Here is a 26,611-nt window from a genome sequence, read left to right on the forward strand (position 1 = left end):
CCGCCGCCTCCTTGGGGCGGCCCGGCGGAGGCTTGTCATGACCCGCGCCCGCATGCAGTTCCGCCACGGCGCTCGCGACGAGCCGGAGATCAACCTGATCCCGTTCATCGACGTGCTGCTGGTGATCCTGATCTTCCTGATGCTGTCGACCACCTACAGCAAATTCACCGAGATGCAACTGCGGCTGCCCACGGCGGACGTCGACGCGCAGCGCGACTACCCGAAGGAAGTGATCGTGGCGGTATCGGCCGACGGCCGCTACTCGATCAACAAGACCCCGGTGGCCGACCGCAGCGTTGAGACCGTGACGGCCGCCCTCGCCGCCGCGGCCACGGGCGGCAAGGACAGCGTGGTGATCATCAGCGCCGACGCGACCAGCCCGCACCAGGCCGTGGTGACGGTGATGGAGGCCGCGCGCCGCGCCGGCCTGATGCAGATCACCTTCGCCGCACAGTCGACGGCGCAAGCCGGGCACTGAGTGCCTTCCGACAGCAGCAGCGGCAACACGGGTTCGCCGTCGGCTTCGCGGCTGCAGAACGCCTGGTTGAGCCGTGGCCCTCTGGCTTGCCTGCTGTGGCCGCTGTCGCTCATCTACGCTGCGCTTTTCGCCGTGCGTGGCTGGCTCTATCGCGTGGGGTGGCTGCGGACTGAGCGTGTGCGCGTCCCGGTGATCGTGGTCGGCAATGTGATTGCGGGCGGGGCCGGCAAGACTCCGGTCGTCATGGCTGTTGTCCGGCATCTGCAAGCTCGGGGATTTCGGGTCGGCGTGGTGTCGCGCGGCTACGGCCGCCGCACCGATGACTGCCGCGAAGTGCTCGGCGACAGCGATCCGCAGGATGTCGGCGACGAGCCTGCGTTGATTCACCATGCCACAAGGGCGCCGATGTTCGTGGCACGCCAGCGCATCGATGCTGCGCGGGCGCTGCTCGAACGGCATCCGGCCACGCAGGTCATCGTCAGCGACGACGGGCTGCAGCACCTGGCGCTCGCGCGCGACATCGAGATCTGCGTGTTCGACGACCGGGGCGTCGGCAACGGCTGGCGGCTGCCCGCGGGTCCGTTGCGCGAAGCCTGGCCACGCCGATGCGATCTGGTGCTGCACAGCGGGGCACAGCCGGCCTTTGCCGGGGGCTATACGGCCACCCGGGCTCTCGCGCACGATGCGTTGGGCAGTGACGGGAAGCGTATGCCATTGGCTGCCCTTGCGGGCCAGCCCGTGACCGCACTGGCGGCGATCGCACGGCCCGAGGCCTTCTTCGACATGCTGCGCGCGCGCGGCCTGACGCTCGCCGACGCCATTGCATTGCCCGATCACTTCGATTTCGAGGATTGGCAGCGCCCTGCTGGCACTGGGCATACCCTCATCTGCACCGAAAAAGACGCCATCAAACTGTGGCGCAAGGCGCCCGATGCGCTGGCCGTGCCGCTGGAGTTCGCGCCCTCCGCGGATTTCTTCGCCGCGCTCGACGCAAAGCTATCATCGCTCGATGGATATCAAGCTGCTTGAACTGCTCGTCTGCCCCGTCACCAAGGGGCCGCTGACCTGGAACCCCGAGAAGCAGGAGCTCTGCTCGCGCAGCGCGCGCCTTGCCTATCCGGTGCGCGACGGCATTCCGGTGCTGCTCGAAAACGAAGCACGCACGCTCTCCGACGAAGAGCTCGGGCTGTGAGCTTCACCGTTCTGGTGCCGGCGCGCCTGGCGTCGACACGGCTTCCCAACAAACCCCTGGCCGACATCGCCGGCGTGCCCATGGTGGTGCGCGTGGCGCAGCGCGCCAGCGAATCCGGCGCGGCGCGCGTGGTGGTCGCCGGCGACGATCCATCCATCATTGCGGCATGCCAGGCGCACGGTGTCGAGGCCATCCTCACTCGTCAGGACCATCCCAGTGGCACCGATCGACTGGCCGAAGCCTGCGAACTGCTGGGCCTTGACGGCGACGACATCGTCGTCAACGTTCAAGGCGACGAGCCGCTGATCGACCCCGCGCTGATCGACGCCGTGGCATCCACGCTGGCCACCCATGCGGAAGCCGCGATGAGCACGGCCGCCCACGAGATCGACTCTGTCGGCGACTTCATGAACCCCAACGTGGTGAAGACCGTGCTCAATGCACAGGGCAACGCCATGTACTTCAGCCGCGCACCAATCCCGTGGTGGCGCGACGGCTCCGCCAACGGCTCGGCGCCTGCGGTACTGCCCACCCCTGCCCCGCTGCGCCACATCGGCATCTACGGCTATCGCGCGGGCTTCGTGCGGCAGTTTCCGTCACTGCCACCGGCTCCCGTCGAGGCGACCGAGGCACTCGAACAGCTGCGCGCGCTGTGGCACGGCCATCGCATCGCGGTACACGTGAGCCATGTCGCGCCCGGACCGGGCATCGACACGCCCGAAGACCTGGCGCGCGTACGCGCCGTCTTCGCCGCCGCGCCCCCCGCCTGAGGCGCTCCCATGCCTGCGCGAGCGGCCGGAATTCTTCGAGGGCACGCGTGCTATCCTCGACGCAACTCCGCCTTGCCCAGCCCTTGGGCCGACGCTCGGCGCGACACAAAATCTAAGAACCGTCCGAGGACACCATGAGACTAATTTTGCTGGGCGCGCCCGGGGCGGGCAAAGGCACGCAAGCGGCCTTCATTTGCCAGAAATACAGCATTCCCCAGATTTCGACCGGCGACATGCTGCGCGCCGCCGTCAAGGCGGGGACGCCGCTCGGGCTACAGGCCAAGGCCGTCATGGACGCAGGCGCCCTTGTCAGCGACGACCTGATCATCAATCTCGTCAAGGAACGCATTGCGCAGCCCGATTGCGCAGCCGGCTTCCTGTTCGACGGTTTCCCGCGCACCATCCCCCAGGCCGACGCCATGAAGGCAGCCGGCGTCAAGCTCGACTACGTGCTCGAAATCGACGTGCCCTTCGGCGACATCATCGAACGCATGAGCGGCCGTCGCTCGCACCCGGCATCGGGCCGCACCTACCACGTCAAGTTCAATCCGCCCAAGGTGGAAGGCAAGGACGACGTGACCGGTGAAGACCTGATCCAGCGCGAAGACGACAAGGAAGAAACCGTGCGCAAGCGGCTCGACGTGTACAGCCAGCAGACACGCCCGCTGGTCGACTACTACTCCGCCTGGGCCAAGACCGACCCGGCCGCCGCGCCGAAGTACCGTGCCATCAAGGGCGTGGGCACGGTTGACGAGATCACGCAGCGTGCGCTGGCTGCACTGAGCAGCTGATCCTGATCTGATTTCCGAAACCGCCCCTTCAATGGGGCGGTTTTGTTTTCACCCCAGCAGTTCCAGCATCAGCGCGATGCGCGCCTTCACGGGCGTCAGCGCACCCGCATCGCGGAGCTGATCCCCGGCCTTCGGCAGGATGGGTCCATTCGCGCAGCGAGTAGCTCGAACCACCGCAACGCCCGCGTCCTGCGCCTTGAGCGCTGACGCTTCCAACGCATGGTGCAGGGTGCCGTTGCCGGTGGCGGCGAGCACCAGCCCGCGCACGGGCCCGGCAGCGCCGTGCTGCAGCAGGGCTTCGATCACAGCTCCGCTGGCGCCGGCATGGCTCATGACGATCTCGACGCGGGGCCACTGCACGCTGGTCGCCTCGAAGAGCTTCGACGCCTGCGACGCCGATCCCTCAGGCCACTCCCGGACACGGCGTACCTCTCCTTCCTCGACGTAGCCGACCGGCCCCGCATCACCTGAAGCAAAAGCATCGAGTCGGTAGGTGTGCACTTTCTGGATGTCGATGCCGCTGTGGATTGCGCCGGCGCACACCACGGTCACGCCCCGTGCGCCTTCCGTCGCGGCAACGCTGATGGCGTCGCGCACGTTCTGCGGTCCGTCGGGCGCCAGTGCGGTGGCCGGACGCATCGCGCAGGTGAGCACCACGGGCTTGGACGGAGCCAGCACCGAGTGCAGGAAGAACGCCGTCTCTTCGAGCGTGTCGGTGCCATGCGTGATCACCACACCCGCCACGTCGGCCTGCGCCAACCAGTGCGCACAGCGTCGGGCCAACTGCTGCCAGATGTCGAACGACATGTCCTTGCTGTCGACCTGCGCCACCTGCTCTGCCTCCAGAGCGACGCCCTCGGACGCCTCGATCCCGCCCAGCAGATCGGCAACGCCCACCTGCCCGGCGGTGTAGCCGATGTTGTCGCCGCTGCTGGCTGCCCGGCCAGCAATGGTGCCGCCGGTGCCCAAAACCACCACACGACGGCGCACTTCAGGCGAAGAGGAATTGACCATGGCTTGTCAACTTTTAAAAACTGGTTAAAAATACAGGTACTGGATATCTAGCCAGTGCCGCAAGGAACCACATATGCAGTTCGCCGTGAAGCTTACAGCCCGCCAGCAGCAGATCCTGGATCTCATCCAGAGCGCCATCGCACGCACTGGTGCGCCACCCACCCGCGCCGAAATCGCCAATGAGCTCGGGTTCAAGTCGGCCAACGCCGCCGAAGAGCACCTGCAGGCACTAGCCCGCAAGGGCGTCATCGAGCTGGTCAGCGGCACCTCCCGCGGCATCCGCCTCAAGGGCGACGCCTTGCGCTCTCTCAATGAAACGCGCCACCGCGAGGGCGGCCAGTTCTCGCTCTCGCTGCCCGGCATGGCCCAGCTGGCGTTGCCGCTCATCGGTCGCGTCGCAGCCGGCTCCCCCATCCTCGCGCAAGAGCACGTCGACCAGACCTACTACGTCGAGAACACGTTGTTCCAGCGCCAGCCCGACTACCTGCTCAAGGTGCGCGGCATGTCGATGCGCGACGCCGGCATCATGGATGGCGACCTTCTCGCGGTGCAAGCCACCAAGGAAGCGCGCAACGGCCAGATCGTGGTCGCGCGCCTGGGTGACGAAGTGACCGTCAAGCGCCTGAAGCGCAACAAGCAGGTCATCGAGCTGCACGCCGAGAACCCCGACTACCCGACCATCATCGTCCAGCCCGGCGAGCCGTTCGAAATCGAAGGCCTCGCAGTGGGGCTCATCCGCAACACCATGCTGATGTAGGCCTCACGGCCTGCTTTCCGCAGCACCCCATCCGGCAGCAACAGGTGGCGGGCGTATGGCGAAGAGTCGCCATCACCCTGTCGCGGCCGATTCAAGAAATCCTGCCTGTGTTCAACCTCATACTTTTTTGGAGTTCACATGGGAATCGCCCTCCTCGCCATCGCTGATTTCTGGATGCCGCTGCAATCGCTGGCCAGCCGCCTGATGCCGGCACGCCGCCCTCACCGCAGGGATCACCTCGACGCAGCTGAAACCTCGGCCGGATTGCGGTATGTGGCAGTACGCCCCGCCTGCACTGCCCGCTCCAGCGGCACTGCAACGCCCACAGCACCGGCGCGCCCGTTGCGCGTGGTCCGCGTGGTCGACGGCAAGGGCCAGCAGCACAGCAACCGCGTCGTGATCTCTGGCCGCATGGCCGACGTCTGCGCCGAACTCGACCGGCTGGCAGCACTCGAAACCGCCGAAACCATGGCCACGGCACCGCGCTCGACACGCCTGCATTGAGCCCGAACACCCCTGCGAGCGGCTGTGGGGGCGGGTATCCAAACGTTCACGGGCACGACATTCCAATGCTGCGAGGCACAATGGCACGCCATGAACATTGTGATCCTCGACGATTACCAGGACGCCGTGCGCAAATTGCGCTGCGCCGCCAAGCTGGACGCGTACGCGGCCAAGGTCTACACCAACACGGTGAAAGGCATCGGGCAACTATCGGTCCGCCTCAAGGATGCCGACGTGATCGTGCTGATCCGCGAGCGCACCCATATCTCGCGCCAGCTGATCGAGAAGCTACCCAAGCTCAAGCTCATCTCGCAGACCGGGCGCGTCGCCGGGCATATCGACGTCGCAGCCTGCACCGAGCGTGGCGTGGCGGTGGCGGAAGGCTCGGGCTCTCCGCAAGCGCCTGCGGAGCTCACTTGGGCGCTCATCATGGCTGCCATGCGCCGGCTGCCCCAGTACATCAGCAACCTCAAGCACGGTGCATGGCAACAGTCAGGCCTCAAGTCGGCCTCGATGCCGCCCAACTTCGGGCTCGGCTCGGTACTCAAGGGCAAGACGCTGTGCATCTGGGGCTATGGCCGCATCGGCCAGCTGGTCGCGCGCTATGGGCAGGCCTTCGGAATGCAGGTCGTGATCTGGGGCCGTGAAGCCAGCTGCGCCAAAGCCCGTTCCGACGGCTTCCAGGTCGCGCAGAACCGCCACGAGTTCTTCGCCGCTGCAGACGTGCTGTCGGTGCATCTGCGGCTCAACGAAGAAACCAACGGCCTCATCACGCTGGAAGACCTCTCGCGCATGAAACCGACGGCGCTTTTCGTCAACACCTCGCGCGCCGAGCTGGTCGAAGCCGACGCCCTGCTCGCCGCACTCAACCGCGGCCGCCCCGGGCTGGCCGCCATCGACGTGTTCGAGAGCGAACCGCCGTTGCAAGGCCACGCGCTGTTGCGCCTCGAGAACTGCATCTGCACGCCGCACATCGGCTACGTCGAGCAGGAAAGCTACGAGAGCTATTTCGGGCAGGCCTTCGACAACGTCGTGAGCTACATCAACGGCAACCCCACGAACATCGTGAATCCCGGCGCGCTGCAGGTCCGCCGGTGAGCCGGCCGGCGCCACAGGGAGCGCTCTGGGCGCTGCTCGTCGGCAATTTCGTGATCGGCACGGGTGTGATGGTGGTGCCCGGCACGCTCAATGAAATCAGCGCATCGCTCTCGGTCACGGTCGCCACCGCAGGGCAACTGATCACGGCTGCCGCGGCGGTAATGTGCATCGGCGCTCCGTTGCTGGCCGCTGCGGTCGCGGGCTGGGACCGTCGGCAGCTGCTGGCCATCACCCTGCTCTGGTACGCCGCCGGCCACGTTCTCTGTGCGCTGATGCCGAGCTTCGGCGCCCTGCTTCCAGTGCGCATGCTCACGGTGATCGCTCCGGCCATCTTCACGCCCCAGGCTGCGGCCTGCGCCGGCATGCTGGTGCCGCCCGAGCATCGCGGACGCGCCGTCACCTTCGTCTTCCTCGGCTGGTCGATGGCATCGGTGCTGGGCCTGCCCATCGGCGCGCTGATCGGTGGGCATCTGGGCTGGCGCATGGCATTCATGGCAATCGCGGCGCTCAGTGTCGCGAGCGCGACATCGATCTGGCTCACCTTGCCGAGCGGCATCCGCCCTGCCGCACTGACCGCCGAAGCATGGTTGCGTGTGCTGCGCAGCCCTGTGCTGATGGGCATCGTGTCGGTCACGGCGCTGCAGGGCGCCGGCCAGTTCGTGCTGTTCAGCTATTTCGGGCCGATCCTCAAGCAGAGCTTCGGCGCCGACGCCACCACGCTGAGCGTGATGTGGGCGCTGTTCGGCGTTTGCGGGCTGATCGGCAACATGGTGGTCAGCCGGTACATCGACCGCGTGGGCGCCGGCCGCATGGTGCTGATCACGACCGTGCTGATCGCCTCGAGCCTTCTGGTGTGGCCACTGGCCTCCACGCTCGCCTGGCTGGCCGTTGTGCTCGTTCCCTGGGGCCTGGGTTGCTTCGCCACCAATTCGGCCCAGCAGGCCCGTCTGGTGGGCTTGGCGCCCGCGCTCGCGCCTGGCTCGGTGGCGCTCAACAGTTCCGGCATCTATACCGGCCAGGCCGTGGGCGCTGCGCTCGGCGGCTGGCTGCTCGCCAATGACGCCGGCGCCTGGATGAGCTGGGCCGGCCTGGGCCTGGTGCTGATCGCCATTTCGCTGAGCGTGGCTATCGACCGCAGCCGCGCCGCGCAGCCTGAAAACGCCTCCGCGTAAAACCCGTCACGCCCCGTCCGCACGGGGCTGCAAAATCGGAGCCTTCGACAGCAGCATCTGCGCGGCACCTGCGTCGACACCTGCATTGGCGCCTGCACGGCAGGCCCGGAACCACCCAACCAGTGAAAATCTCCAGCAAATGACAGTGAACTACTCCCGAATCGGCGTCATCGGCGCCGGCGCCATGGGTCGCGGCATCGCGCAGATCGCCGCCCAGGCGGGCAGCGAAGTGCTGCTGCTCGACAGCTTCGCGGGCGCCGCAGAACGCGGCCGCGAAGCCCTCGTCGCCCAATGGAACAAGCTGCACGAGAAAAACAAGATCGACGCCGCCACGCGCGATGCCCAGATTGCGCGCGTCAAGGCCGTCGATTCCATCCAGGCGCTGGCAGGCTGCGACCTTGTGATCGAAGCCGTGGTCGAAGACCTGGAAGTCAAGCGCAAGCTGTTCCGCGAACTCGAAGGCGTGGTGGCCGAGACCGCGACGCTGGTCACCAACACTTCTTCGCTCTCGGTGACGGCCATCGCGGCCGGCCTCAAGCGGCCCGAGCGCATCGCGGGCTTCCACTTCTTCAACCCCGTGCCGCTGATGAAGGTGGTCGAGGTGGTCGCGGGCTTCAAGACCGCGCCCGAGGTCTGCAAGCAACTGGCCGACTATGCGGTGCAGATGGGCCACAGCGCCGTGCAGGCGCAGGACACGCCCGGCTTCATCGTCAACCACGCGGGCCGCGGCTACGGCACCGAGGCGCTGCGCATCGTCGGCGAAGGCGTGACCGACTTCGTGACCGTCGACCGCATCCTCAAGGACCAGGCCGGCTTTCGCCTCGGCCCGTTCGAGTTGCTGGACCTGACGGCGCTCGACGTGTCGCACCCGGTGATGGAATCGATCTACCACCAGTACTTTGAAGAGCCGCGCTTCCGCCCGAGCGTGATCACCGCGCAGCGCCTGGCAGCCGGCGCGCTGGGTCGCAAGACGAACGAGGGCTTCTACCGCTACAACGATGGCGTGATGCAACAGACGCCCGAGCCGCCGCCGCCGGTGGTCGAGGGCACGCCTTCGGTCTGGGTGTCGCCGCGCGCAGCACGCCGCGCCGAGTTGCTGCGCCTGGTGAACACGCTGGGCGCGCAGATCGACAGCGGTGCCACGGCCGCGCCGCATTCGCTGATCCTGGTTGCACCGCTGGGCTTCGATGTGACCACGGTCGCCGCGGTCGAACGCCTGGACGCCACGCGCACCGTCGGCATCGACATGCTGATCGACGACGCCGCCACCAAGCGCCGCGTGCTCGCCACCAACCCCGCCACCCGCCGCGACATTCGCGATGCCGCGCACGCCCTCTTCGCGCGCGACAGCAAGGCCGTGAGCGTGATCCGCGACAGCGGCGGCTTCGTCACGCAGCGCGTGATCGGCACCATCGTCAACATCGCCACCGACATGTGCCAGCAGCGCGTGTGCACGCCGGCCGACCTCGAAACCGCGGTGCAGCTGGGTCTCGGCTATCCGCGCGGGCCGCTCGCCATGGGCAACCTCTACGGTCCGACCAACATGCTCGAAGTGCTGTTCAACCTGCAGACGGTCTACGGCGACCCGCGCTATCGCCCGAGCCCGTGGCTGCGCCGCCGCGGCGCGCTGGGCCTGAGCCTGCTGCACGAAGAAGAATAAAAACAAGCCATGACCGCCGAACTCAAAAGCACGAGCGAAGGCAGCACCATGGTGCTGACGATCGCCAACCCCACCCAGCGCAACGCACTGGGCCCCGAAATCTACGCCGCCGGTATCGAGGCGCTCAACGGCGCCGAGAACAGCGCCGAGATCCGCAGCGTCGTCATCGTGGGCGAAGGCTCATGGTTCTGCGCCGGCGGCTCGCTGCAGCGGCTTCTGGCCAACCGGCAGCTCGACCGCTCCGTACAGGCCGAAAGCATCGAGGGCCTGCACAACTGGATCGATTCGATCCGCACCTTTCCCAAGCCGATCATCGCGGCGGTCGAAGGTGCTGCCGCGGGCGCCGGCTTCTCGCTCGCGCTGGCCTGCGACTTCGTGGTTGCGGCGCGCGACGCAGTGTTCGCGGCCTCATACAGCAACGTGGCGCTGTCGCCCGACGGCGGCCTGAGCTGGCACCTGGGGCAGCAGCTGCCTCGCCAGTTGGCAAGCGAATGGCTGATGAACGGCGAGCGCATCGGCGCGCCGCGCCTGCATGCGCTGGGCCTCGTCAACGAACTCACCGAAAACGGCCAGGCGCTCGCGGGTGCGCTGGCGCTGGCCGCCAAGCTCAACGCGCGCGCGCCGAATTCGCTGGCCAGCATCAAGGAACTGCTCAGCGAGGCACGGGGCGCCACGCTGGCTTCGCAGCTGTCGCAGGAGCGCGACCACTTCGTGCGCAACCTGCACCATGCGAACGCGGGCATCGGCATCGCCGCGTTCCTCGAGAAGAAGCCGCCGCAGTACGAGTAACGCCAAACGGCGTCGCTCCCGTGACACCCCCCAGCTTTTCAGTCGCCGAGAGGACAGACCAATGGACGACCCCATTCTTACCATCGAAGAACGTGAAGCGATCAACAGTGGTCGCTGGTTTTCTTCTCTTTCTCCATCGCTACGGCACGACATCCTCCGATGCGCCTTTGTCAAACGCTACAAGGACGGCGACCTGATCGCTGCCCGCGGCGACCCGCCCGACCACTGGATTGCCTGCGCCAAGGGCGCGGTGCGCGTGAGTTCGACGGCCGTCTCGGGCAAGCAGGTAACGCTGACCTACGTGGAGCCGGGCATCTGGTTCGGCGACGTGGCGATGTTCGACGGGGACCGGCGCACGCACGACACCTACTCGCATGGCGACAGCACCATCCTGTGCGTGGCGCGGGCCGACTTCCAGAAGATTCTGGCGTCGCACGTGGAGCTGTACGAAGCGCTGATGCGGCTGCAGGCGCGCCGCATCCGCACGCTGTTCGGGCTGGTGGAAGACCTCAACACCCTGCCCCTGCGGGCACGGCTGGCCAAGCAGCTCATTCACCTCGTGCGCAGCTACGGCGTGCCGAACCTGGAAGACGGCAGCCAGATGCGTATTGGCCTGCAACTGGCGCAGGAAGAACTGGCGCAACTGCTGGGCGCGTCGCGCCAGCGGGTCAACCAGGAACTGAAGACCATGGAACGCGAGGGCACCATCCGGATCGAGCCGGGCGGCCTTGTGGTTCTGGACCGAGCAGCCTTGATGCGCGTCTCCGAAGCAGAGCACTGACAAACCAAAAAGCAGACATGAGCCAGGACTTCTCCAACTTCATCGGCACCCGTGCCGTCTCGCAACAGCACGCTTTCGATGTCGATGCGCTCGCGGCCTGGCTCGAGAAGAACCTCGACGGTTTCAAAGGCCCGCTGACGGTCGAGATGTTCAAGGGCGGCCAGTCGAACCCGACCTACAAGCTCGTCACGCCCTCGCAGAGCTATGTGATGCGCGCCAAGCCGGGCCCGGTCGCCAAGCTGCTGCCCTCGGCCCATGCGGTGGAGCGCGAATTCAAGGTCATGAGCGGCTTGGCCGGCACCGACGTGCCTGTGCCGCGCATGCATTGCCTGTGCGAAGACGAAGCCATCATCGGTCGCGCCTTCTACGTCATGGAGTTCATGCAGGGCCGCGTGTTGTGGGACCAGTCGCTGCCCGGCTTCAGCAACGCCGAGCGCGCGGCTTACTACGACGAGATGAACCGCGTGATCGCGGCGCTGCACACGGTCGACTTCGCCGCCCGCGGCCTGGCCGACTACGGCAAGCCCGGCAACTACTTCGAGCGCCAGATCGGCCGCTGGAGCAAGCAGTACAAGGCCTCGGCCGACGGCGCTGGCGAGCTCTCGCAGCCCATCGAGGCCATGGAGCGGCTGATCGACTGGCTGCCCGCCCACATGCCGGCGAGCGCACGCGACGAAAGCAAGGTGTCGATCGTCCACGGCGACTACCGCCTCGACAACGTGATGTTCCACGCCACCGAGCCGCGCATCATCGCGGTGCTCGACTGGGAGCTCTCCACGCTGGGCCATCCGCTGGCCGACTTCAGCTACCACTGCATGTCCTGGCACATGCCGCCCAGCACGGGGCGCGGCATCGGTGGTGTAGATCTCGTCTCGCTGGGCATTCCCACCGAGAGCGAATACATCCGCCGCTATTGCGAACGCACCCGCATCAGCACGCCCGAGGCGCTGGCGCCCGACTGGAACTTCTACCAGGCCTACAACCTGTTCCGCATGGCCGCGATCCTGCAAGGCATTGCCAAGCGGGTCGAGGCCGGCACCGCGTCGAGCGAACAAGCCGTGGCCTCGGCCCGCGGCGCCCGCCCCATGGCCGAAATGGCCTGGCAGTTTGCCCAAAAGGCATAAGCCGCCCCACACCCACCAGGAGACGAAGATGGATTTCGAATACTCGGCCAAGACCAAAGACCTGCAGAAACGCGTCAAGGCGTTCATGGACGACCACATCTATCCGGCCGAAGCCGAGTACCACGCCGAACTGGCCGCCAACACGGTGGCCGGCAAGCGCTGGTCGGCCCTCAAGACGGTCGAGAAGCTGAAGGACAAGGCCAAGGCCCAGGGCCTGTGGAACCTGTTCCTGCCGGTCGACAGCGCCGCCGCCTCGGGCTATGAAGGCGCGGGCCTGACCAACCAGGAATACGCCCCGCTGGCCGAGATCATGGGCGCGGTGCCGTGGGCGAGCGAAGCCTTCAACTGCTCGGCGCCCGACACCGGCAACATGGAGACCATTGCGCGCTACGGCTCGGACGAAATCAAGGCACGCTGGCTCAAGCCGCTGCTCGAAGGCCAGATCCGCTCGGCCTTCGCGATGACCGAACCCGAAGTGGCATCGAGCGACGCCACCAACATCTCCACGCGCATCGAACGCCAGGGCGACGAGTACGTCATCAATGGCCATAAGTGGTGGATTTCCGGCGCGGCCGATCCGCGCTGCGCGGTCTTCATCACCATGGGCAAGAGCGACCCCGACGCGCCCCGCCACTCGCAGCAAAGCATGATCGTGGTGCCGGCCGATGCCAAGGGCATCCGCATCGTGCGCCCGCTGAACGTGATGGGCTACGACGACGCACCGCACGGCCACGTCGAGATGTACTTCGAGAACGTGCGCGTACCGGCCGGCAATATGCTGCTCGGCGAAGGCCGCGGCTTCGAAATTGCACAAGGCCGCCTTGGCCCGGGACGCATCCACCACTGCATGCGCCTGATCGGCCTGGCCGAGCGCGCGCTCGAACTGATGTGCAAGCGCGCCTCGTCGCGCGTGGCCTTCGGCAAGACCGTGGCCTCGCAGACCGTGACGCAGGAACGCATCGCCGAAGCCCGCTGCAAGATCGACATGGCCCGCCTGCTCACGCTCAAGGCCGCCTGGCTGATGGACGTGGCCGGCAACAAGGTCGCCAAGAACGAGATCGCGATGATCAAGGTCGTCGCACCGTCGATGGCCTGCCAGGTGATCGACTGGGCCATGCAGGTGCACGGCGGCGGCGGCATGTGCGACGACTTTCCGCTCGCGGCCGCCTATGCCGGCGCACGCACGCTGCGCTTTGCAGACGGTCCGGACGAAGTGCACCGCAACGCGATCGCCAAGTGGGAGCTGGGCAAGTACGCGCCGAACAAGGCCGACGCCGAAATGCCGGTGACGCGCTTCTGATTTGACTTGCTCCCTCTCCCCTTGGGGAGAGGGCTGGGGTGAGGGCCGACGGCGATTAATTCGCCTCGGCCCTCTTTCTTTTCAGAGCTTCTTCTGCAGGAAGACAGCGTTGCCGAACGCTGGGTCGAGCTGATAGCCCATGAACCCTTCGCGCTCGTAGGCGCGCAGCGCGGGCGCGTTGCCCGACAGCACCTCGAGCGTGAGCTTGCAGGCACCGCGCCTGCGCGCCTCCTGCTCCACCTGCGCGAACATCTTCTGCGCCACGCGTTGTCCGCGGTGGCTGGGCAGCACGACCACGTCGTGCACGTTCACCAGCGGCTTGCAGGCGAAGGTCGAGAAGCCCTCGATGCAGTTGATCAGGCCCACGGGCTGCCCGCCGTCGTAGGCCAGCACGCTGAAGGCCTGGGGACGTGCCGCCAGTGCCGCGGGCAGGCTCTTGCGCACATCGGCATCGAGCGGTGTGCCGCCGCCGGCCGGGTCGCTGGCATAGGCATCGAGAAGGTCCACCAGAGCGGCAGCCTGCGCGGCGTCGCGGTAGTCCACCACGAAGGTTTCGATGCTCATTTCGCCGGCTCCAGCGTGGCGGCGAGGCGCCTGGCGCACGACTCGGACTGCTTCGCATCGCGCGCCTCGACCATCACACGCACCAGCGGCTCGGTGCCGCTCGCACGGATCAGCACGCGGCCGCTGTCGCCCAACTCGGCCTCGATGCGTTGCGTTTCGCTTGCTAGCGCCTTGTTGGCTTTCCAGTCCTGGTCGGGCGCGAGGCGCACGTTGATCAGCGTCTGCGGGAACAGCGTGACGCCTTCGAGCAGCTGCGCCACGGTCTTGCCGCTGCGCACGCAAGCCTGCAGCACCTGCAGTGCGCTCACGATGCCGTCGCCAGTGGTGTGGCGGTCGAGCGCCAGCAGGTGGCCGGAGCCCTCGCCGCCCAGCAGCCAGCCGCGCTTGTCGAGTTCTTCGAGCACATAGCGGTCGCCGACCTTGGCGCGCACGAACTCGATGCCATGCCCGCGCAGCGCGACTTCGACGGCCTTGTTGGTCATGAGCGTGCCGACCACGCCCACCGGCTTCTCGCCGCGCGCGATGCGCTCGGTCACCATGAGGTAGAGCAGTTCGTCGCCGTTGAAGAGCCGCCCACTGGCATCGACCAGTTGAAGGCGGTCGGCGTCGCCGTCGAGGGCAATGCCGTAGTCCGCCCGCTGCGTCGTCACCGCGGCTACCAGGGCCTCGGGATGCGTGGCACCGAAGCCCTTGTTGATGTTGAGCCCGTCGGGCGAGACACCGATGCTGGTCACTTCCGCGCCCAACTCGTGGAACACGTTGGGCGCCACCTGGTAGGCCGCGCCGTGCGCCGCATCGACCACCAGCTTCATGTCGCGCAGGGTCAGGTCGTTGGCGAAGGTACTCTTGCAGAACTCGATGTAGCGGCCGGGCGCGTCGTTGAGGCGGCGGGCCTTGCCGAGATTGGCGGAGTCCACCCACACCGGCGCTTCTTCCAGTACGGCTTCGACGGCCAGTTCCCAAGCGTCATCGAGCTTGGTGCCCTGCGCGCTGAAGAACTTGATGCCGTTGTCGGGGTAGGCGTTGTGGCTCGCACTGATCACCACGCCGAGGCTCGCGCGCTGGGCGCGCGTGAGGTAGGCCACGCCAGGTGTTGGCAGCGGGCCGAGCAGGACCACGTCGACACCGGCCGAGTTGAAGCCCGACTCGAGCGCCGACTCGAGCATGTAGCCCGAGATGCGCGTGTCCTTGCCGATCAGCACCGTAGGGCGTGACTGGGTCTTCTTGAGCACGCGGCCAACGGCGTGCGCTAGGCGCAGTACGAAGTCTGGCGTGATGGGCGCCTGGCCGACAGTGCCACGGATGCCGTCGGTGCCGAAATATTTGCGAGTCATGGTGTTGATGTCTGCTCTTGTGTTTGTTGTTGTGACTCTTGCGCCTTCATGGCGCGCCATACCGCGAGCGCGGCAACCGTGTCGCGCACGTCATGCACGCGCACCACGGCCGCTCCCCGGTCCACTGCCAGCACGGCAGCCGCGACGCTGGGCACGATGCGCTCACCCGCCGCCTCGATACCGGTGACCGCGCCGATCGACGACTTGCGCGACCAGCCCAGCAACAGCGGATAGCGGGCGGCAAGCAGCTCGCGCTGGCGTGCCAGCAAGGCGAAATTCTGCGCCACCGTCTTGCCGAAGCCCACGCCGGGGTCGAGCGTGATGCGCGAATGGTCGACCCCCAGCGCGCGCAGAAGTTGCACCTGCGCCGTGAGGAAAGACAGTACCTCGGGGATCACGTCGCCCGCCATGGGCACAGCCTGCATGGTCTGCGGGTCGCGGTGCATATGCATCAGGCAGACGCCGCACGAAGGGTGTGCCGCAACGGCTTCACGCGCGCCCGGCTGCCGCAGCGCCCAGATGTCGTTGACGATGTCCGCGCCCAGGTCGAGCACCGCGCGCATCACCTCCGGCTTGTAGGTGTCGATGGAGATTGGCACGTTGAGCTTCACCGCCTCGCGCACCACGGGCAGCACACGCGCCAGTTCGGCGTCGAGCGGCACCGCGGGGCTGCCGGGGCGGGTCGATTCGCCGCCGATGTCGAGGATGTCGGCGCCCTCTTTCAGCAACTGCTCGCAGTGCTGCAGCGCCGCCTGGGTAGAAGCGTGGGCACCACCGTCCGAGAACGAATCGGGCGTGACGTTGACGATGCCCATCACGCGCGGCTGCGCGAGGTCGATGCGAAAGCGCGAGGTCTGCCACACCCCGCCGGATGGCGCCCCATGGAAAACGGGGCCAGAGGCCCCGTTGTTGCTTGATGCCAAGTCCACCTCAGGCCGCAGTGGGCGCCGGGTCAGGGTTGACTGCCGGCGTGCCGCCGCTGCCACCACTGCCCGAAGGCGGGATGCGCGGCGTCCAGTCCTTGGGCGGGCGCGGTGCGCGGCCGGCCATGATGTCGTCGAGCTGTTCGCTGTCGATGGTTTCCCATTCGAGCAGCGCCTTGGCCATGGCGTGCATCTTGTCGCTGTTCTCCTCGATCAGGCGGCGCGCCAGGGCGTACTGCTCGTCGATGATGCGGCGCACTTCGGAGTCGACCTTTTCCATGGTCTGCTCGCTCATGTTCGTGGTCTTGGTGACCGAACGGCCCAGGAACACTTCGCCTTCGTTCTCGGCGTAGACCATCGGGCCCAGCGCGTCGGTCATGCCGTAGCGCGTGACCATGTCGCGGGCGATGGAGGTCGCGCGCTCGAAGTCGTTGCTCGCGCCGGTGGTCATCTGGTGCATGAACACTTCTTCGGCGATACGGCCGCCGAACAGCATGCTGATCTGGTTCAGCATGTATTCGCGGTCGTAGCTGTAGCGGTCCTGCGCAGGCAGGCTCATGGTCACGCCGAGGGCGCGGCCACGCGGAATGATCGTGACCTTGTGGACCGGGTCGCACTTGGGCAGCAGCTTGCCGATGAGGGCGTGGCCGGACTCGTGGTAGGCCGTGTTGCGGCGCTCTTCCTCGGGCATGACCATGCTCTTGCGCTCAGGGCCCATGAAGATCTTGTCCTTGGCCTTCTCGAAGTCCTGCATCTCGACCACGCGCGCATTGCGACGGGCGGCCATCAGGGCGGCTTCGTTGCAGAGATTGGCCAGATCGGCGCCGGACATGCCGGGCGTGCCACGAGCGATCACGCTCGGATTCACGTCCTGGCCCAGCGGAACCTTGCGCATGTGCACGCCGAGAATCTGTTCGCGGCCGCGAATGTCGGGCAGCGTGACGTACACCTGACGGTCGAAGCGACCGGGGCGCAGCAGAGCGGCGTCCAGGATGTCGGGGCGGTTGGTGGCTGCCACCACGATCACGCCGAGGTTGGTTTCGAAGCCATCCATCTCGACCAGCATCTGGTTGAGTGTTTGTTCGCGTTCGTCGTTGCCGCCGCCGAGACCGGCGCCGCGCTGACGGCCCACCGCATCGATTTCGTCGATGAAGATGATGCAAGGGGCGTTCTTCTTGGCGTTCTCGAACATGTCGCGAACACGGGCCGCGCCCACGCCGACGAACATTTCAACGAAGTCGGAACCCGAAATCGAGAAGAAAGGTACCTTGGCTTCGCCGGCGATCGACTTGGCCAGCAGCGTCTTGCCGGTGCCGGGAGGGCCAACCAGCAGCAAACCGCGAGGAATGCGGCCGCCGAGCTTCTGGAAGCGCTGCGGGTCTTTCAGGAAGTCGACCACTTCACGGACTTCTTCCTTGGCCTCGTCGCAGCCCGCGACGTCCGCAAAAGTGACCGTGTTGTTGTTCTCATCCATCATGCGGGCCTTGCTCTTGCCGAAGCTGAACGCCCCGCCCTTGCCGCCGCCCTGCATCTGCCGCATGAAGTAGATCCAGACGCCGATCAGCAGCAGCATCGGGCCCCAGCTGACCAGCAGCGTCATGAGCAGCGAGCTCTCTTCGCGCGGCTTGACGTCGAACTTGACGTTGTGGTCGATCAGGTCGCCCACGAGGCCGCGGTCGAGCACCGTGGCGGTCGTGCGGATCTTGCGATCGTCATTGGTGACTGCGACGATCTCGCCGCCGGCAGCGCCCTCAGGAATGACGGCGCTCTTGACCTGGTTGTTGCGGACCTGGTCCAGAAACTCGGAGTAGCTGACTGTCCCCGAGCCGACGCCACCGCGGGTGTCGAACTGCTTGAACACAGTGAACAACACCATGGCAATGACGAGCCATACGGCAACTTTGGAAAACCACTGATTGTTCAAACGAAGCTCCAGGCTAAAGCGCGTGACAGTTAAATGAAAAAACGCGCTGTGGGTACGCAATTGCGCCCCATTTTAGGCTTTTCAAGCTACGAAAAGCGGGCATTTCCCTAATGCAGCCATAGCCTGACAAGGGTTTGCGCCACAAACGCACTCTCGGCGGCAAGGTATCAAGGCGTATCCGGGGCCTTCAGGCCCATGCCGACCAGGAAAGTCTCGGCTGATTTATCCCGCGACGCCTTGGGCTTGAAGGGCTTCACGATGCGGAAATTCGCCTTGAAGAGCTTCACCAGCTCGTCGTAGCCGCTCCCGTGGAACAGCTTTGCCACCAGCGCCCCCTCGGGCTTCAGGTGGTGCTGGGCAAAATCGATTGCAAGCTCGATCAGGTGCGCCACCCGGGCGGCGTCGGCCGAATGGATGCCCGACAGGTTGGGTGCCATGTCCGACACCACCAGGTCGGCCTTGCGGCCTGCCAGGACACCCAGCAACTGTTGCAGCAGCGCATCTTCGCGGAAATCCCCCTGCAGGAAGGTCACGCCCTCGATGGGCTCCATCGGCAGGATGTCGAGCGAAACGATGGTGCCGTTCAACTCGCCGGCCGCAGCGCCGCCGGGCGACATGCGCCGGCGCAGGTACTGGCTCCAGGCGCCGGGAGTGGATCCGAGGTCCACCACCAGCTGGCCCGGCTTGACGAGGCCGAGCGACTCGTCGATCTCCTTGAGCTTGTAGGCGGCGCGCGCGCGATAACCCTCCTTGGTGGCGAGCTTCACGTAGGGGTCGTTGATATGGTCGTGAAGCCACGCTTTATTGACTTTTTTGCTTTTGGCTTTGGTGATCATGAGGGTCTTCGTGTAGGCGTCGATAATACGGGGATGCCCGCCATTCAACTTACCCCTGCCGAGCGCAAGGTGCACCGCGCCGAAGCTCACCACCTGGATCCGATCGTCATGGTCGGTGGAGACGGGCTCACCCCTGCCGTGAAAAAAGAAGCCGACGCGGCGCTCAAGGCCCATGGCCTGATCAAGATCCGCGTCTTCTCCGACGACCGCCTCGCCCGCGACGCCATGCTGCGCGAACTGTCCGACGAGCTCGATGCCGCCCCCATTCAACATATCGGCAAGCTGCTGGTGCTGTGGCGCCCGAAGCCCGAAAAGGAGCGCGTGGTCGATGAAGACCGCATGCCCGGCCCGCGCGACGTGAAGATCGTCAAGTACAGCAAGCGCGGCGGCCAACGGCCTGAAATCAAGACCCTGCGCGTGCTCGGCAACCAGCGCCTGACCCCTGGCGGCACCATCAAGCGCGCCAAGGCAAAACGGCCCCTGTCGGCCAAGAAGCGCAACCAGGCGGACTGAGCTTGGTGGCAGCGCAAGGCGCCCAGCGCCATATTCTCTGCATGAAGTGGGGCACGAAATACGGCCCCGAATACGTCAACCGCCTCTACGCGATGGTCCGCCGCAACCTCAGCGGCGACTTCAAGTTCGTGTGTCTGACCGACGATGGCAACGGCGTTCGCCCCGAGGTGACCTGCCTGCCGATTCCGCCGCTCAACCTGCACCTGGCCCCCGGCCAGCGCGACGGCGCCTGGAAGAAGCTCACGACCTTCGAGCAGGACCTGCACGGCCTGCGCGGTCCCGCCCTCTTCCTCGACCTCGACGTGGTCGTGGTGGGCAGCCTGGACGCCTTCTTCGAGCAACCCGGTGAATTCCTGATCATTCACGACTACGCCCGCCCCTGGCGGCGCGAGCGAATCACGGGCAATTCGTCGGTCTACCGCTTCGAGCTGGGCGCCCACGCCGACGTGCTGGCGTATTTCCGCGCCAACATGGACAAGGTCCAGGCCGAATACCGCAACGAGCAGGCCTACCTGTCGGACGTGCTCCACAACCAGGGCAAGCTGGCTTACTGGCCCGACGGCTGGTGCCCGAGCTTCAAGTACCACGGCATCCCGACTTGGCCGACCAACTACTGGGAAGAGCCTTTCGTGCCCGAGGGCGCACGCATCATGGTGTTCCATGGCGAGTGCAACCCACCGGACGCGCTGGCGGGCCGCCGCAACCGGGCCTTCCGGTTCATCCGGCCGGCGCGCTGGGTCGCGAAGTACTGGAAAGAGTAAGCACGGAGGCGGCTGCTGCCGCCCCTGCCATTCAGTCTGACTTGCGGGCGCCCATGCGCCAGAGCAGCACGCCGACGCACACCCACTGCACAAGGTACATGCCGCTGCCCACGGCGTGCCACAGCTTGAGGTTCTCGCGCGCCAGGATGCGAGGCGCCACGGCGTACTGCTGAAGCAGCGCCAGCAGCAGTGCTCCCAGGATGAAGAAGATGGCGGTCATCGCTGGCCCGCTCATGCGATCGTCGGCCTTGGCCCTGAAGTGGATCAGCAGGATCAGCCCACAGCCGATTGCGATCCAGCTCTGCGCCTCGAACAGCTGCGCCGCAAAGTTACCAGCCACCGACGGGTTGCCGAGCCTGGCGAACAGCAGCGGCACCACCAGAAAACCGATCGTGGTGAGGCTGCCCCACCAGAAGGCGGCCAGCATCAGCGCAACGCGGTCTTTCATGGGTCGAAGAATCAGAGGTAGCGAACGGCCACGATCTCGTAGCGCTTGAGGCCGCCAGGAGCCTGCACTTCGGCGGTGTCGCCCTCTTCCTTGCCGATGAGCGCGCGCGCGATCGGGCTGGAAATGTTGATGAGGCCGAGCTTCAGGTCTGCTTCGTCTTCGCCGACGATCTGGTACTTCACGGCTTCGCCGCTTTCCTCTTCCTCGAGCTCGACGGTCGAGCCGAACACCACCTTGCCGCCGGCATCGAGCTCGCTCGGGTCGATGATCTGCGCGGCCGACAGCTTGCCTTCGACTTCCTGGATGCGGCCTTCGATGAAGCCCTGGCGGTCCTTGGCGACTTCGTATTCGGCGTTTTCGCTCAGGTCGCCCTGGGCGCGTGCTTCGGAAATTGCATTGATGACCCAGGGACGGTCCACCGTCTTGAGCTGATGCAGTTCGGCGCGCAGTTTTTCAGCGCCGCGCTTGGTGATGGGGATGGTTGCCATGTTGTTGGTTCTCCATAAAGCGAAACCGCCGAACGCTGCCGTTCGGCGGTCGATTGAGGGAATTGATCAGACGAGTGTGCGTCCGGTCAGCCGGCTCAGGATGGCGAGCGGGCTCGATTCGGGATTGTATTGCTTCGAAGCGGCCAGATGAAGGGTCTGCTCGAGCATGTATTGGCCCGCCATCACGGCGTGCGAGGTCTGGTCCGAGAAGCACACCCACACCGAGCCGGGCGGGAACTTGGCGGTTTCCTGCGGCGAGTTTTCCTGGTACGCCATGTCCGACTTCATGCCGTCGTGCAGCTGCAGCATCAGGTGGTCGTACTCGCTGCGGAACGACTTGGTCACGCGCAAGGCGCGCAGCAGCTTTGCCTGCCAGCGCACATAGGGCTTGGCGCGCGGCAGGAAGCGCTTGGCAATGTCCTCGAAAGGCTCGCCGACGCGCCACACGCGCGGCGCGCCTTCAGGGTTGACATTGGTGAAGACGCGCAGGATGCGCTCGCCGTAGTTCGGCCGCGACGGGAACGAATCGACGTGCAAACGCCGGTCGTCGGCGCGCCACGACTGCACCCGCGTCTCGACCTTCGCCGGTCGGTAGCTGGTAGGTGCGAGCCGCAAGGCGGGCGTGTAGTGCGGCAGCAGCCCGTGAATCAGCTGCGTGGCTTGCGCCCGAAAGCGCCCCACCATTGCAGCCGCCATGCGCTGCACCGCCTCGTCGCCAACCGCGCCCTTGAGCTTGCCGCTGGCGTCGAGGCTGATGTTGCGCACGTCGGGCGACAGCAGGCTGGGCGTGAGCAGGCTGCGCTCTTCGGGCAGCAGCTCGAAGCCCAGGCGCGGAAAGTACAGCACCTTGCCCGCTTCCAGTTCCGCGATCCACGCCTCGTTGGGCGTGGCTGCGTTCCAGTCCGTCAGGTCCAGTTCGACGAGCTGCGTTTCCATGATGACGCTCAGGCCGAGGCCAGTTGCGCGTGCATCTCCTGCACCGAGATCACGCCGAGTTCGTCCATGAAGCCCATGCCCTCGACCGCGGCTTCGGCACCGAAGATCGTGGTGAAGGTAGTCACACGCGCCAGCAGTGCCGAGGTGCGGATCTGCCGCGAGTCGGTAATCGCGTTGCGGCGCTCTTCCACCGTGTTGATGACCAGAGCAATCTCGTTGTTCTTGATCATGTCCACGATGTGCGGGCGACCTTCGGTCACCTTGTTCACCGTTGCGCACTCGATGCCGGCGGCGCTGATGGCGGCGGCCGTGCCCTTGGTGGCAATCAGCTCGAAGCCCAGCTTCGCCAGGCCGCGCGCCACTTCGACCGCGCGCGCCTTGTCGTTGTTCTTCACCGAGATGAAGACCTTGCCCGACTTCGGCAGGTGCGTGCCGGCACCCAGTTGCGACTTCACAAAGGCTTCGCCGAAGGTCTTGCCCACGCCCATCACTTCGCCGGTCGACTTCATCTCGGGGCCAAGGATGGTGTCCACGCCCGGGAACTTGACGAATGGGAACACGGCTTCCTTCACGCTGAAGTACGGCGGCGTCACTTCCTTCGTGATGCCTTGCGACTTCAGCGACTGGCCCGCCATGCAGCGTGCCGCCACCTTGGCGAGCTGGATGCCGGTGGCCTTGCTCACATAGGGCACCGTACGCGAAGCACGCGGGTTCACTTCGAGCACGTAGATGACGTCCTTGCCGTCCTTCTGCTGGATCGCGAACTGCACGTTCATCAGGCCGACCACGTTCAGCGCGGCCGCCATCGCGGCGCTCTGGCGCTTCAGCTCGGCCACCGTGTCGGCGTTCAGGCTGTAGGGCGGCAGCGAACAGGCGGAGTCGCCCGAGTGCACGCCGGCTTGTTCGATGTGCTCCATCACGCCGCCGATCAGCGTGCCGCCTTCGGCGTCGCGGATGCAGTCGACGTCACACTCGACGGCGTCGTTCAGGAAGCGGTCGAGCAGCACCGGCGAATCGTTGCTGACCTTGACGGCTTCGCGCATGTAGCGCTCGAGGTCGCGCTGCTCGTGCACGATTTCCATCGCGCGGCCGCCGAGCACGTAGCTCGGGCGCACCACCAGCGGATAACCGAGGGCCGCGGCCTTTTCGAGAGCTTCGGGTTCGGTGCGCGCGGTGGCGTTCGGCGGCTGGCGCAGGCCCAGCTCGTGCAGCAGCTTCTGGAAGCGCTCGCGGTCTTCGGCCGCATCGATCATGTCGGGCGAGGTGCCGATGATCGGCACGCCATTCGCTTCGAGGTCGAGCGCGAGCTTCAAAGGCGTCTGGCCGCCGTACTGCACGATCACGCCGAGCGGCTTTTCCTTGTCGACGATCTCGAGCACGTCTTCGAGCGTGAGCGGCTCGAAATACAGACGGTCCGAGGTGTCGTAGTCGGTCGACACAGTCTCGGGATTGCAGTTGACCATGATGGTCTCGTAGCCGTCCTCGCGCATGGCGAGCGCGGCGTGCACGCAGCAGTAGTCGAACTCGATGCCCTGGCCGATGCGGTTGGGACCGCCGCCGAGCACCATGATCTTCTTCTTGTCCGTCGGGTCGGCTTCGCACTCGTCCTCGTAGGTCGAGTACATGTAGGCCGTGTTGGTCGCGAACTCGGCCGCGCAGGTGTCCACACGCTTGTAGACGGGGCGCACGCCCAGGGCGCGGCGCTTCTCGCGAATGGCCGTGTCGGTGGTCTTGAGCTGTTTGGCGAGGCGGCGGTCGGAGAAGCCCTTTTTCTTCAGCGCCAGCAGCGTGTCGCGGTCGATGTCGTCGAGCGACTTGGTTTCGAGCTCGAGTTCGATCTTCACGATCTCTTCGATCTGCACCAGGAACCAGGGGTCGATCTTGGTCAGCGCGAACACTTCATCCACGCTCAGGCCCATGGCGAAAGCATCGCCAACGTACCAGATGCGCTCGGGGCCGGGCTCGCCCAGTTCCTTCTCGAGCACTTCGCGGTCTTGCGTCTTCTCGTTGAGACCGTCCACGCCCACTTCGAGGCCGCGCAGGGCCTTCTGGAACGACTCCTGGAAGGTGCGGCCCATGGCCATCACCTCGCCCACCGACTTCATCTGCGTCGTGAGACGCGAGTCGGCCTGCGGGAACTTCTCGAACGCGAAACGCGGGATCTTGGTGACCACGTAGTCGATCGACGGCTCGAACGACGCGGGCGTGGCACCGCCGGTGATTTCGTTGCGCAGCTCGTCGAGCGTGTAGCCCACGGCCAGCTTGGCCGCGACCTTGGCGATCGGGAAGCCCGTGGCCTTGGAGGCCAGCGCCGACGAACGCGACACGCGCGGGTTCATCTCGATGACGACCATCCGGCCGTCCTTCGGGTTGATGGAGAACTGCACGTTCGAGCCGCCGGTGTCGACGCCGATCTCGCGCAGCACAGCCAGCGAGGCGTTGCGCAGGATCTGGTATTCCTTGTCGCTCAGCGTCTGCGCGGGAGCCACGGTGATCGAGTCGCCGGTGTGCACGCCCATGGGGTCGAGGTTTTCGATCGAGCAGACGATGATGCAGTTGTCGGCCTTGTCGCGCACGACTTCCATCTCGTACTCTTTCCAGCCGAGCAGCGATTCTTCGATCAGCAGCTCGTTGGTGGGCGAGGCTTCGATGCCGCGCTTGCAGATGGTCTCGAATTCTTCCGGGTTGTAGGCGATGCCGCCGCCGGTGCCGCCGAGCGTGAAGCTGGGGCGGATCACGGTCGGGAAGCCGACCGACTTCTGCACGGCCCAGGCTTCGTCCATCGAGTGCGCAATGCCGGAACGGGCCGAGCCCAGTCCGATCTTGGTCATCGCGTCCTTGAACTTCAGGCGGTCCTCGGCCTTGTCGATGGCTTCAGGCGTGGCGCCGATCAGCTCGACCGGCTTGTTGGTGGCGGCGCCGGTGTACTTGTCGAGTACGCCGTTGCGCCAAAGGTCGAGCGCGCAGTTCAGCGCGGTCTGGCCGCCCATGGTCGGCAGGATCGCGTCGGGGCGCTCCTTGGCGATGATTTTCTCGACCGTCTGCCAGGTGATGGGCTCGATGTAGGTGACGTCGGCCGTGGCCGGGTCGGTCATGATCGTCGCGGGGTTGCTGTTGATCAGGATGACCTTGTAGCCCTCTTCGCGCAGCGCCTTGCAGGCTTGCACGCCGGAGTAGTCGAACTCGCAGGCCTGGCCGATGATGATCGGGCCGGCGCCGATGATGAGGATCGATTTGAGGTCTGTGCGCTTAGGCATTCTCTTTCTCCGTCTTTTCCGTCTTGTTCTTTTCCATGAGTGCCGTGAAGCGATCGAACAGGTAACCGATGTCGTGCGGACCCGGCGAGGCTTCAGGGTGACCCTGGAAGCAGAACGCGGGCTTGTCGGTGCGCGCCAGGCCCTGCAGCGTGTTGTCGAACAGGCTGATGTGCGTGGGACGCAGGTTGGCTGGCAGCGACTTCTCGTCGACCGCGAAGCCGTGGTTCTGGCTGGTGATGCTCACGCGGCCGTTGTCGAGGTCCTTCACCGGATGGTTCGCGCCGTGGTGGCCGAACTTCATCTTGAAGGTCTTCGCGCCGGAGGCCAGCGCCATGATCTGGTGGCCCAGGCAGATACCGAAGGTGGGAATGCCGGTCTCGATCAGTTCCTTGACAGCGCTGATGGCGTAGTCGCAGGGCTCCGGGTCGCCGGGGCCGTTGGCCAGGAAGATGCCGTCGGGCTTGAGCTTGAGCACGTCGGCCGCGGGCGTCTGCGCCGGCACCACGGTGATGCGCGCGCCGCGCTGGGCGATCATGCGCAGGATGTTCTTCTTGACGCCGTAGTCGAAGGCGACGACGTGGAACTTCGGCGTGATCTGCACGCCGTAGCCCGAACCCAGCTTCCACTCGGTTTCGGTCCATTCGTAGGTCTGCTTGACCGACACCACCTTGGCGAGGTCGAGGCCCGACATGCTCGGCGCGGCCTTGGCGGCGGCGATGGCCTTGTCGATCAGCGCCTGCGTGACGGCTTCGCCTTCGGCCAGGCCCAGGATGCAGCCGTTCTGCGCGCCGTGGGTGCGCAGATGGCGCGTGAGCTTGCGGGTATCGATGTTCGCGATGGCCACCGTCTTGCCGGACACGAGGTATTCGGTCAGCGTGGCGGTCTTGCGGAAGTTGGAGGCGACGAGGGGCAGGTCCTTGATGATCAGGCCCGCGGCATGGATCTTGTCGGCTTCGATGTCTTCCCCGTTGACGCCGTAGTTGCCGATGTGCGGATACGTGAGCGTCACGATCTGCTGGCAGTAGCTCGGGTCGGTGAGGATTTCCTGGTAACCGGTCATGGCGGTGTTGAACACCACTTCACCGGTCGTGGAGCCGGCGGCTCCGATCGAATTGCCTTGAAAGACCGTGCCGTCTGCGAGCGCCAGGATGGCGGGCGGGAAACTTCCCTTGAGAGACAAAAGCACTGGGTTCTCCG

Annotated in this window: 27 protein-coding genes; 16 read left to right on the top strand and 11 right to left on the bottom strand. The window is 65.9% G+C overall.

What is annotated here, in order from left to right; translation table 11 throughout:
- Nucleotides 1-52 precede the first annotated feature (52 nt).
- The 5 genes from AC07O3_RS09030 (at nt 53) to adk (ending at nt 3,231) form a co-directional block, all read left to right on the top strand.
- On the top strand, nt 53-478 hold the full coding sequence (locus AC07O3_RS09030) for an ExbD/TolR family protein (protein ID WP_056519147.1): 426 nt from the start codon (nt 53-55) through the stop codon (nt 476-478).
- Nucleotides 479-1,507: a tetraacyldisaccharide 4'-kinase gene (gene lpxK / locus AC07O3_RS09035; protein WP_495339126.1), complete on the top strand. Its 1,029-nt coding sequence runs from the start codon at nt 479-481 to the stop codon at nt 1,505-1,507.
- Nucleotides 1,488-1,670 (top strand): Trm112 family protein, encoded by a 183-nt coding sequence (locus AC07O3_RS09040; RefSeq protein ID WP_093056575.1) that lies wholly within the window; start codon nt 1,488-1,490, stop codon nt 1,668-1,670. Before lpxK ends, AC07O3_RS09040 begins: the two co-directional genes overlap by 20 nt.
- A complete protein-coding gene (gene kdsB, locus AC07O3_RS09045; protein ID WP_495339127.1) occupies nt 1,667-2,440 on the top strand; it encodes a 3-deoxy-manno-octulosonate cytidylyltransferase in 774 nt (257 codons plus the stop codon). The genes AC07O3_RS09040 and kdsB overlap by 4 nt, the downstream gene beginning before the upstream one ends.
- A 134-nt stretch (nt 2,441-2,574) precedes the next feature.
- Nucleotides 2,575-3,231 (top strand): adenylate kinase, encoded by a 657-nt coding sequence (gene adk, locus AC07O3_RS09050; RefSeq protein ID WP_093056573.1) that lies wholly within the window; start codon nt 2,575-2,577, stop codon nt 3,229-3,231.
- Between the two features lie 48 nt (nt 3,232-3,279).
- Here the strand turns inward: adk and AC07O3_RS09055 are convergent, their stop codons facing one another.
- Entirely contained in the window at nt 3,280-4,245 is a 966-nt protein-coding gene (locus AC07O3_RS09055; protein ID WP_495339128.1) for an asparaginase, read from the bottom strand.
- Nucleotides 4,246-4,318: 73 nt separating this feature from the next.
- Between AC07O3_RS09055 and lexA the strand changes: the two genes are divergently transcribed.
- The 9 genes from lexA to AC07O3_RS09100 all read left to right on the top strand — a co-directional run bounded on the left by lexA (nt 4,319) and on the right by AC07O3_RS09100 (nt 13,430).
- The gene (gene lexA, locus AC07O3_RS09060; protein WP_013541704.1) at nt 4,319-5,002 is read left to right on the top strand and encodes a transcriptional repressor LexA; all 684 of its coding nucleotides are present in this window, start codon (nt 4,319-4,321) and stop codon (nt 5,000-5,002) included.
- Between the two features lie 138 nt (nt 5,003-5,140).
- A complete protein-coding gene (locus AC07O3_RS09065) occupies nt 5,141-5,506 on the top strand; it encodes a hypothetical protein (protein ID WP_093056571.1) in 366 nt (121 codons plus the stop codon).
- Nucleotides 5,507-5,596: 90 nt separating this feature from the next.
- Nucleotides 5,597-6,604: a D-2-hydroxyacid dehydrogenase family protein gene (locus tag AC07O3_RS09070; RefSeq protein WP_093056570.1), complete on the top strand. Its 1,008-nt coding sequence runs from the start codon at nt 5,597-5,599 to the stop codon at nt 6,602-6,604.
- Nucleotides 6,601-7,776: an MFS transporter gene (locus AC07O3_RS09075; RefSeq protein WP_440531663.1), complete on the top strand. Its 1,176-nt coding sequence runs from the start codon at nt 6,601-6,603 to the stop codon at nt 7,774-7,776. The genes AC07O3_RS09070 and AC07O3_RS09075 overlap by 4 nt, the downstream gene beginning before the upstream one ends.
- Nucleotides 7,777-7,915: 139 nt before the next feature.
- Complete coding sequence (locus AC07O3_RS09080; RefSeq protein WP_495339129.1) at nt 7,916-9,436, top strand: 3-hydroxyacyl-CoA dehydrogenase; 1,521 nt, start codon at nt 7,916-7,918, stop codon at nt 9,434-9,436.
- A gap of 9 nt (nt 9,437-9,445) precedes the next feature.
- Nucleotides 9,446-10,225, top strand: a complete 780-nt coding sequence (locus tag AC07O3_RS09085) for an oxepin-CoA hydrolase, alternative type (RefSeq protein WP_093056567.1) — start codon at nt 9,446-9,448, stop codon at nt 10,223-10,225.
- Between the two features lie 61 nt (nt 10,226-10,286).
- Nucleotides 10,287-11,006: a Crp/Fnr family transcriptional regulator gene (locus AC07O3_RS09090; RefSeq protein ID WP_093056566.1), complete on the top strand. Its 720-nt coding sequence runs from the start codon at nt 10,287-10,289 to the stop codon at nt 11,004-11,006.
- A gap of 17 nt (nt 11,007-11,023) precedes the next feature.
- Nucleotides 11,024-12,130, top strand: coding sequence for a phosphotransferase (locus AC07O3_RS09095; RefSeq protein WP_307615139.1), 1,107 nt, complete (start codon nt 11,024-11,026; stop codon nt 12,128-12,130).
- 28 nt (nt 12,131-12,158) lie between these two features.
- Complete coding sequence (locus AC07O3_RS09100) at nt 12,159-13,430, top strand: acyl-CoA dehydrogenase family protein (protein ID WP_093175711.1); 1,272 nt, start codon at nt 12,159-12,161, stop codon at nt 13,428-13,430.
- An 81-nt stretch (nt 13,431-13,511) separates the two neighbouring features.
- Here AC07O3_RS09100 and AC07O3_RS09105 read toward each other — a convergent pair whose 3' ends face one another.
- From AC07O3_RS09105 to AC07O3_RS09125, 5 genes are all read right to left on the bottom strand, one after another.
- Nucleotides 13,512-13,994 (bottom strand): GNAT family N-acetyltransferase, encoded by a 483-nt coding sequence (locus AC07O3_RS09105; protein ID WP_495339130.1) that lies wholly within the window; start codon nt 13,992-13,994, stop codon nt 13,512-13,514.
- The gene (gene glmM / locus AC07O3_RS09110; protein WP_093073895.1) at nt 13,991-15,328 is read right to left on the bottom strand and encodes a phosphoglucosamine mutase; all 1,338 of its coding nucleotides are present in this window, start codon (nt 15,326-15,328) and stop codon (nt 13,991-13,993) included. The genes AC07O3_RS09105 and glmM overlap by 4 nt, the downstream gene beginning before the upstream one ends.
- A complete protein-coding gene (folP, locus tag AC07O3_RS09115; RefSeq protein WP_440534409.1) occupies nt 15,325-16,143 on the bottom strand; it encodes a dihydropteroate synthase in 819 nt (272 codons plus the stop codon). Before folP ends, glmM begins: the two co-directional genes overlap by 4 nt.
- 115 nt (nt 16,144-16,258) lie before the next feature.
- Nucleotides 16,259-18,175 (bottom strand): ATP-dependent zinc metalloprotease FtsH, encoded by a 1,917-nt coding sequence (ftsH, locus tag AC07O3_RS09120; RefSeq protein WP_093056561.1) that lies wholly within the window; start codon nt 18,173-18,175, stop codon nt 16,259-16,261.
- A 167-nt stretch (nt 18,176-18,342) separates the two neighbouring features.
- Complete coding sequence (locus tag AC07O3_RS09125; RefSeq protein ID WP_495339131.1) at nt 18,343-19,011, bottom strand: RlmE family RNA methyltransferase; 669 nt, start codon at nt 19,009-19,011, stop codon at nt 18,343-18,345.
- 33 nt (nt 19,012-19,044) lie between these two features.
- On the opposite strand from AC07O3_RS09125, the gene AC07O3_RS09130 reads away from it, so the two are divergent.
- Together AC07O3_RS09130 and AC07O3_RS09135 are read left to right on the top strand one after the other, a co-directional pair.
- Nucleotides 19,045-19,524: a YhbY family RNA-binding protein gene (locus tag AC07O3_RS09130; protein WP_093056559.1), complete on the top strand. Its 480-nt coding sequence runs from the start codon at nt 19,045-19,047 to the stop codon at nt 19,522-19,524.
- Between the two features lie 2 nt (nt 19,525-19,526).
- Nucleotides 19,527-20,285 carry a glycosyltransferase gene (locus AC07O3_RS09135; protein WP_373423630.1) on the top strand — a complete coding sequence of 253 codons (759 nt, stop codon included), beginning with the start codon at nt 19,527-19,529 and terminating at the stop codon, nt 20,283-20,285.
- A gap of 31 nt (nt 20,286-20,316) precedes the next feature.
- Here AC07O3_RS09135 and AC07O3_RS09140 read toward each other — a convergent pair whose 3' ends face one another.
- The 5 genes from AC07O3_RS09140 to carA all read right to left on the bottom strand — a co-directional run bounded on the left by AC07O3_RS09140 (nt 20,317) and on the right by carA (nt 26,600).
- On the bottom strand, nt 20,317-20,733 hold the full coding sequence (locus AC07O3_RS09140; RefSeq protein ID WP_495339132.1) for a DUF4149 domain-containing protein: 417 nt from the start codon (nt 20,731-20,733) through the stop codon (nt 20,317-20,319).
- An 11-nt stretch (nt 20,734-20,744) separates the two neighbouring features.
- Nucleotides 20,745-21,221: a transcription elongation factor GreA gene (greA, locus tag AC07O3_RS09145; protein ID WP_056581276.1), complete on the bottom strand. Its 477-nt coding sequence runs from the start codon at nt 21,219-21,221 to the stop codon at nt 20,745-20,747.
- Nucleotides 21,222-21,287: 66 nt separating this feature from the next.
- Nucleotides 21,288-22,157, bottom strand: a complete 870-nt coding sequence (gene kdoO / locus AC07O3_RS09150; protein ID WP_495339133.1) for a Kdo hydroxylase KdoO — start codon at nt 22,155-22,157, stop codon at nt 21,288-21,290.
- Nucleotides 22,158-22,165: 8 nt separating this feature from the next.
- Nucleotides 22,166-25,414, bottom strand: coding sequence for a carbamoyl-phosphate synthase large subunit (carB, locus tag AC07O3_RS09155; protein WP_093056555.1), 3,249 nt, complete (start codon nt 25,412-25,414; stop codon nt 22,166-22,168).
- Nucleotides 25,407-26,600 carry a glutamine-hydrolyzing carbamoyl-phosphate synthase small subunit gene (carA, locus tag AC07O3_RS09160; protein ID WP_093056554.1) on the bottom strand — a complete coding sequence of 398 codons (1,194 nt, stop codon included), beginning with the start codon at nt 26,598-26,600 and terminating at the stop codon, nt 25,407-25,409. The genes carB and carA overlap by 8 nt, the downstream gene beginning before the upstream one ends.
- Nucleotides 26,601-26,611 lie beyond the last annotated feature (11 nt).

It is taken from the genome of Variovorax sp. GW821-FHT09D05 (genome assembly GCF_059416325.1).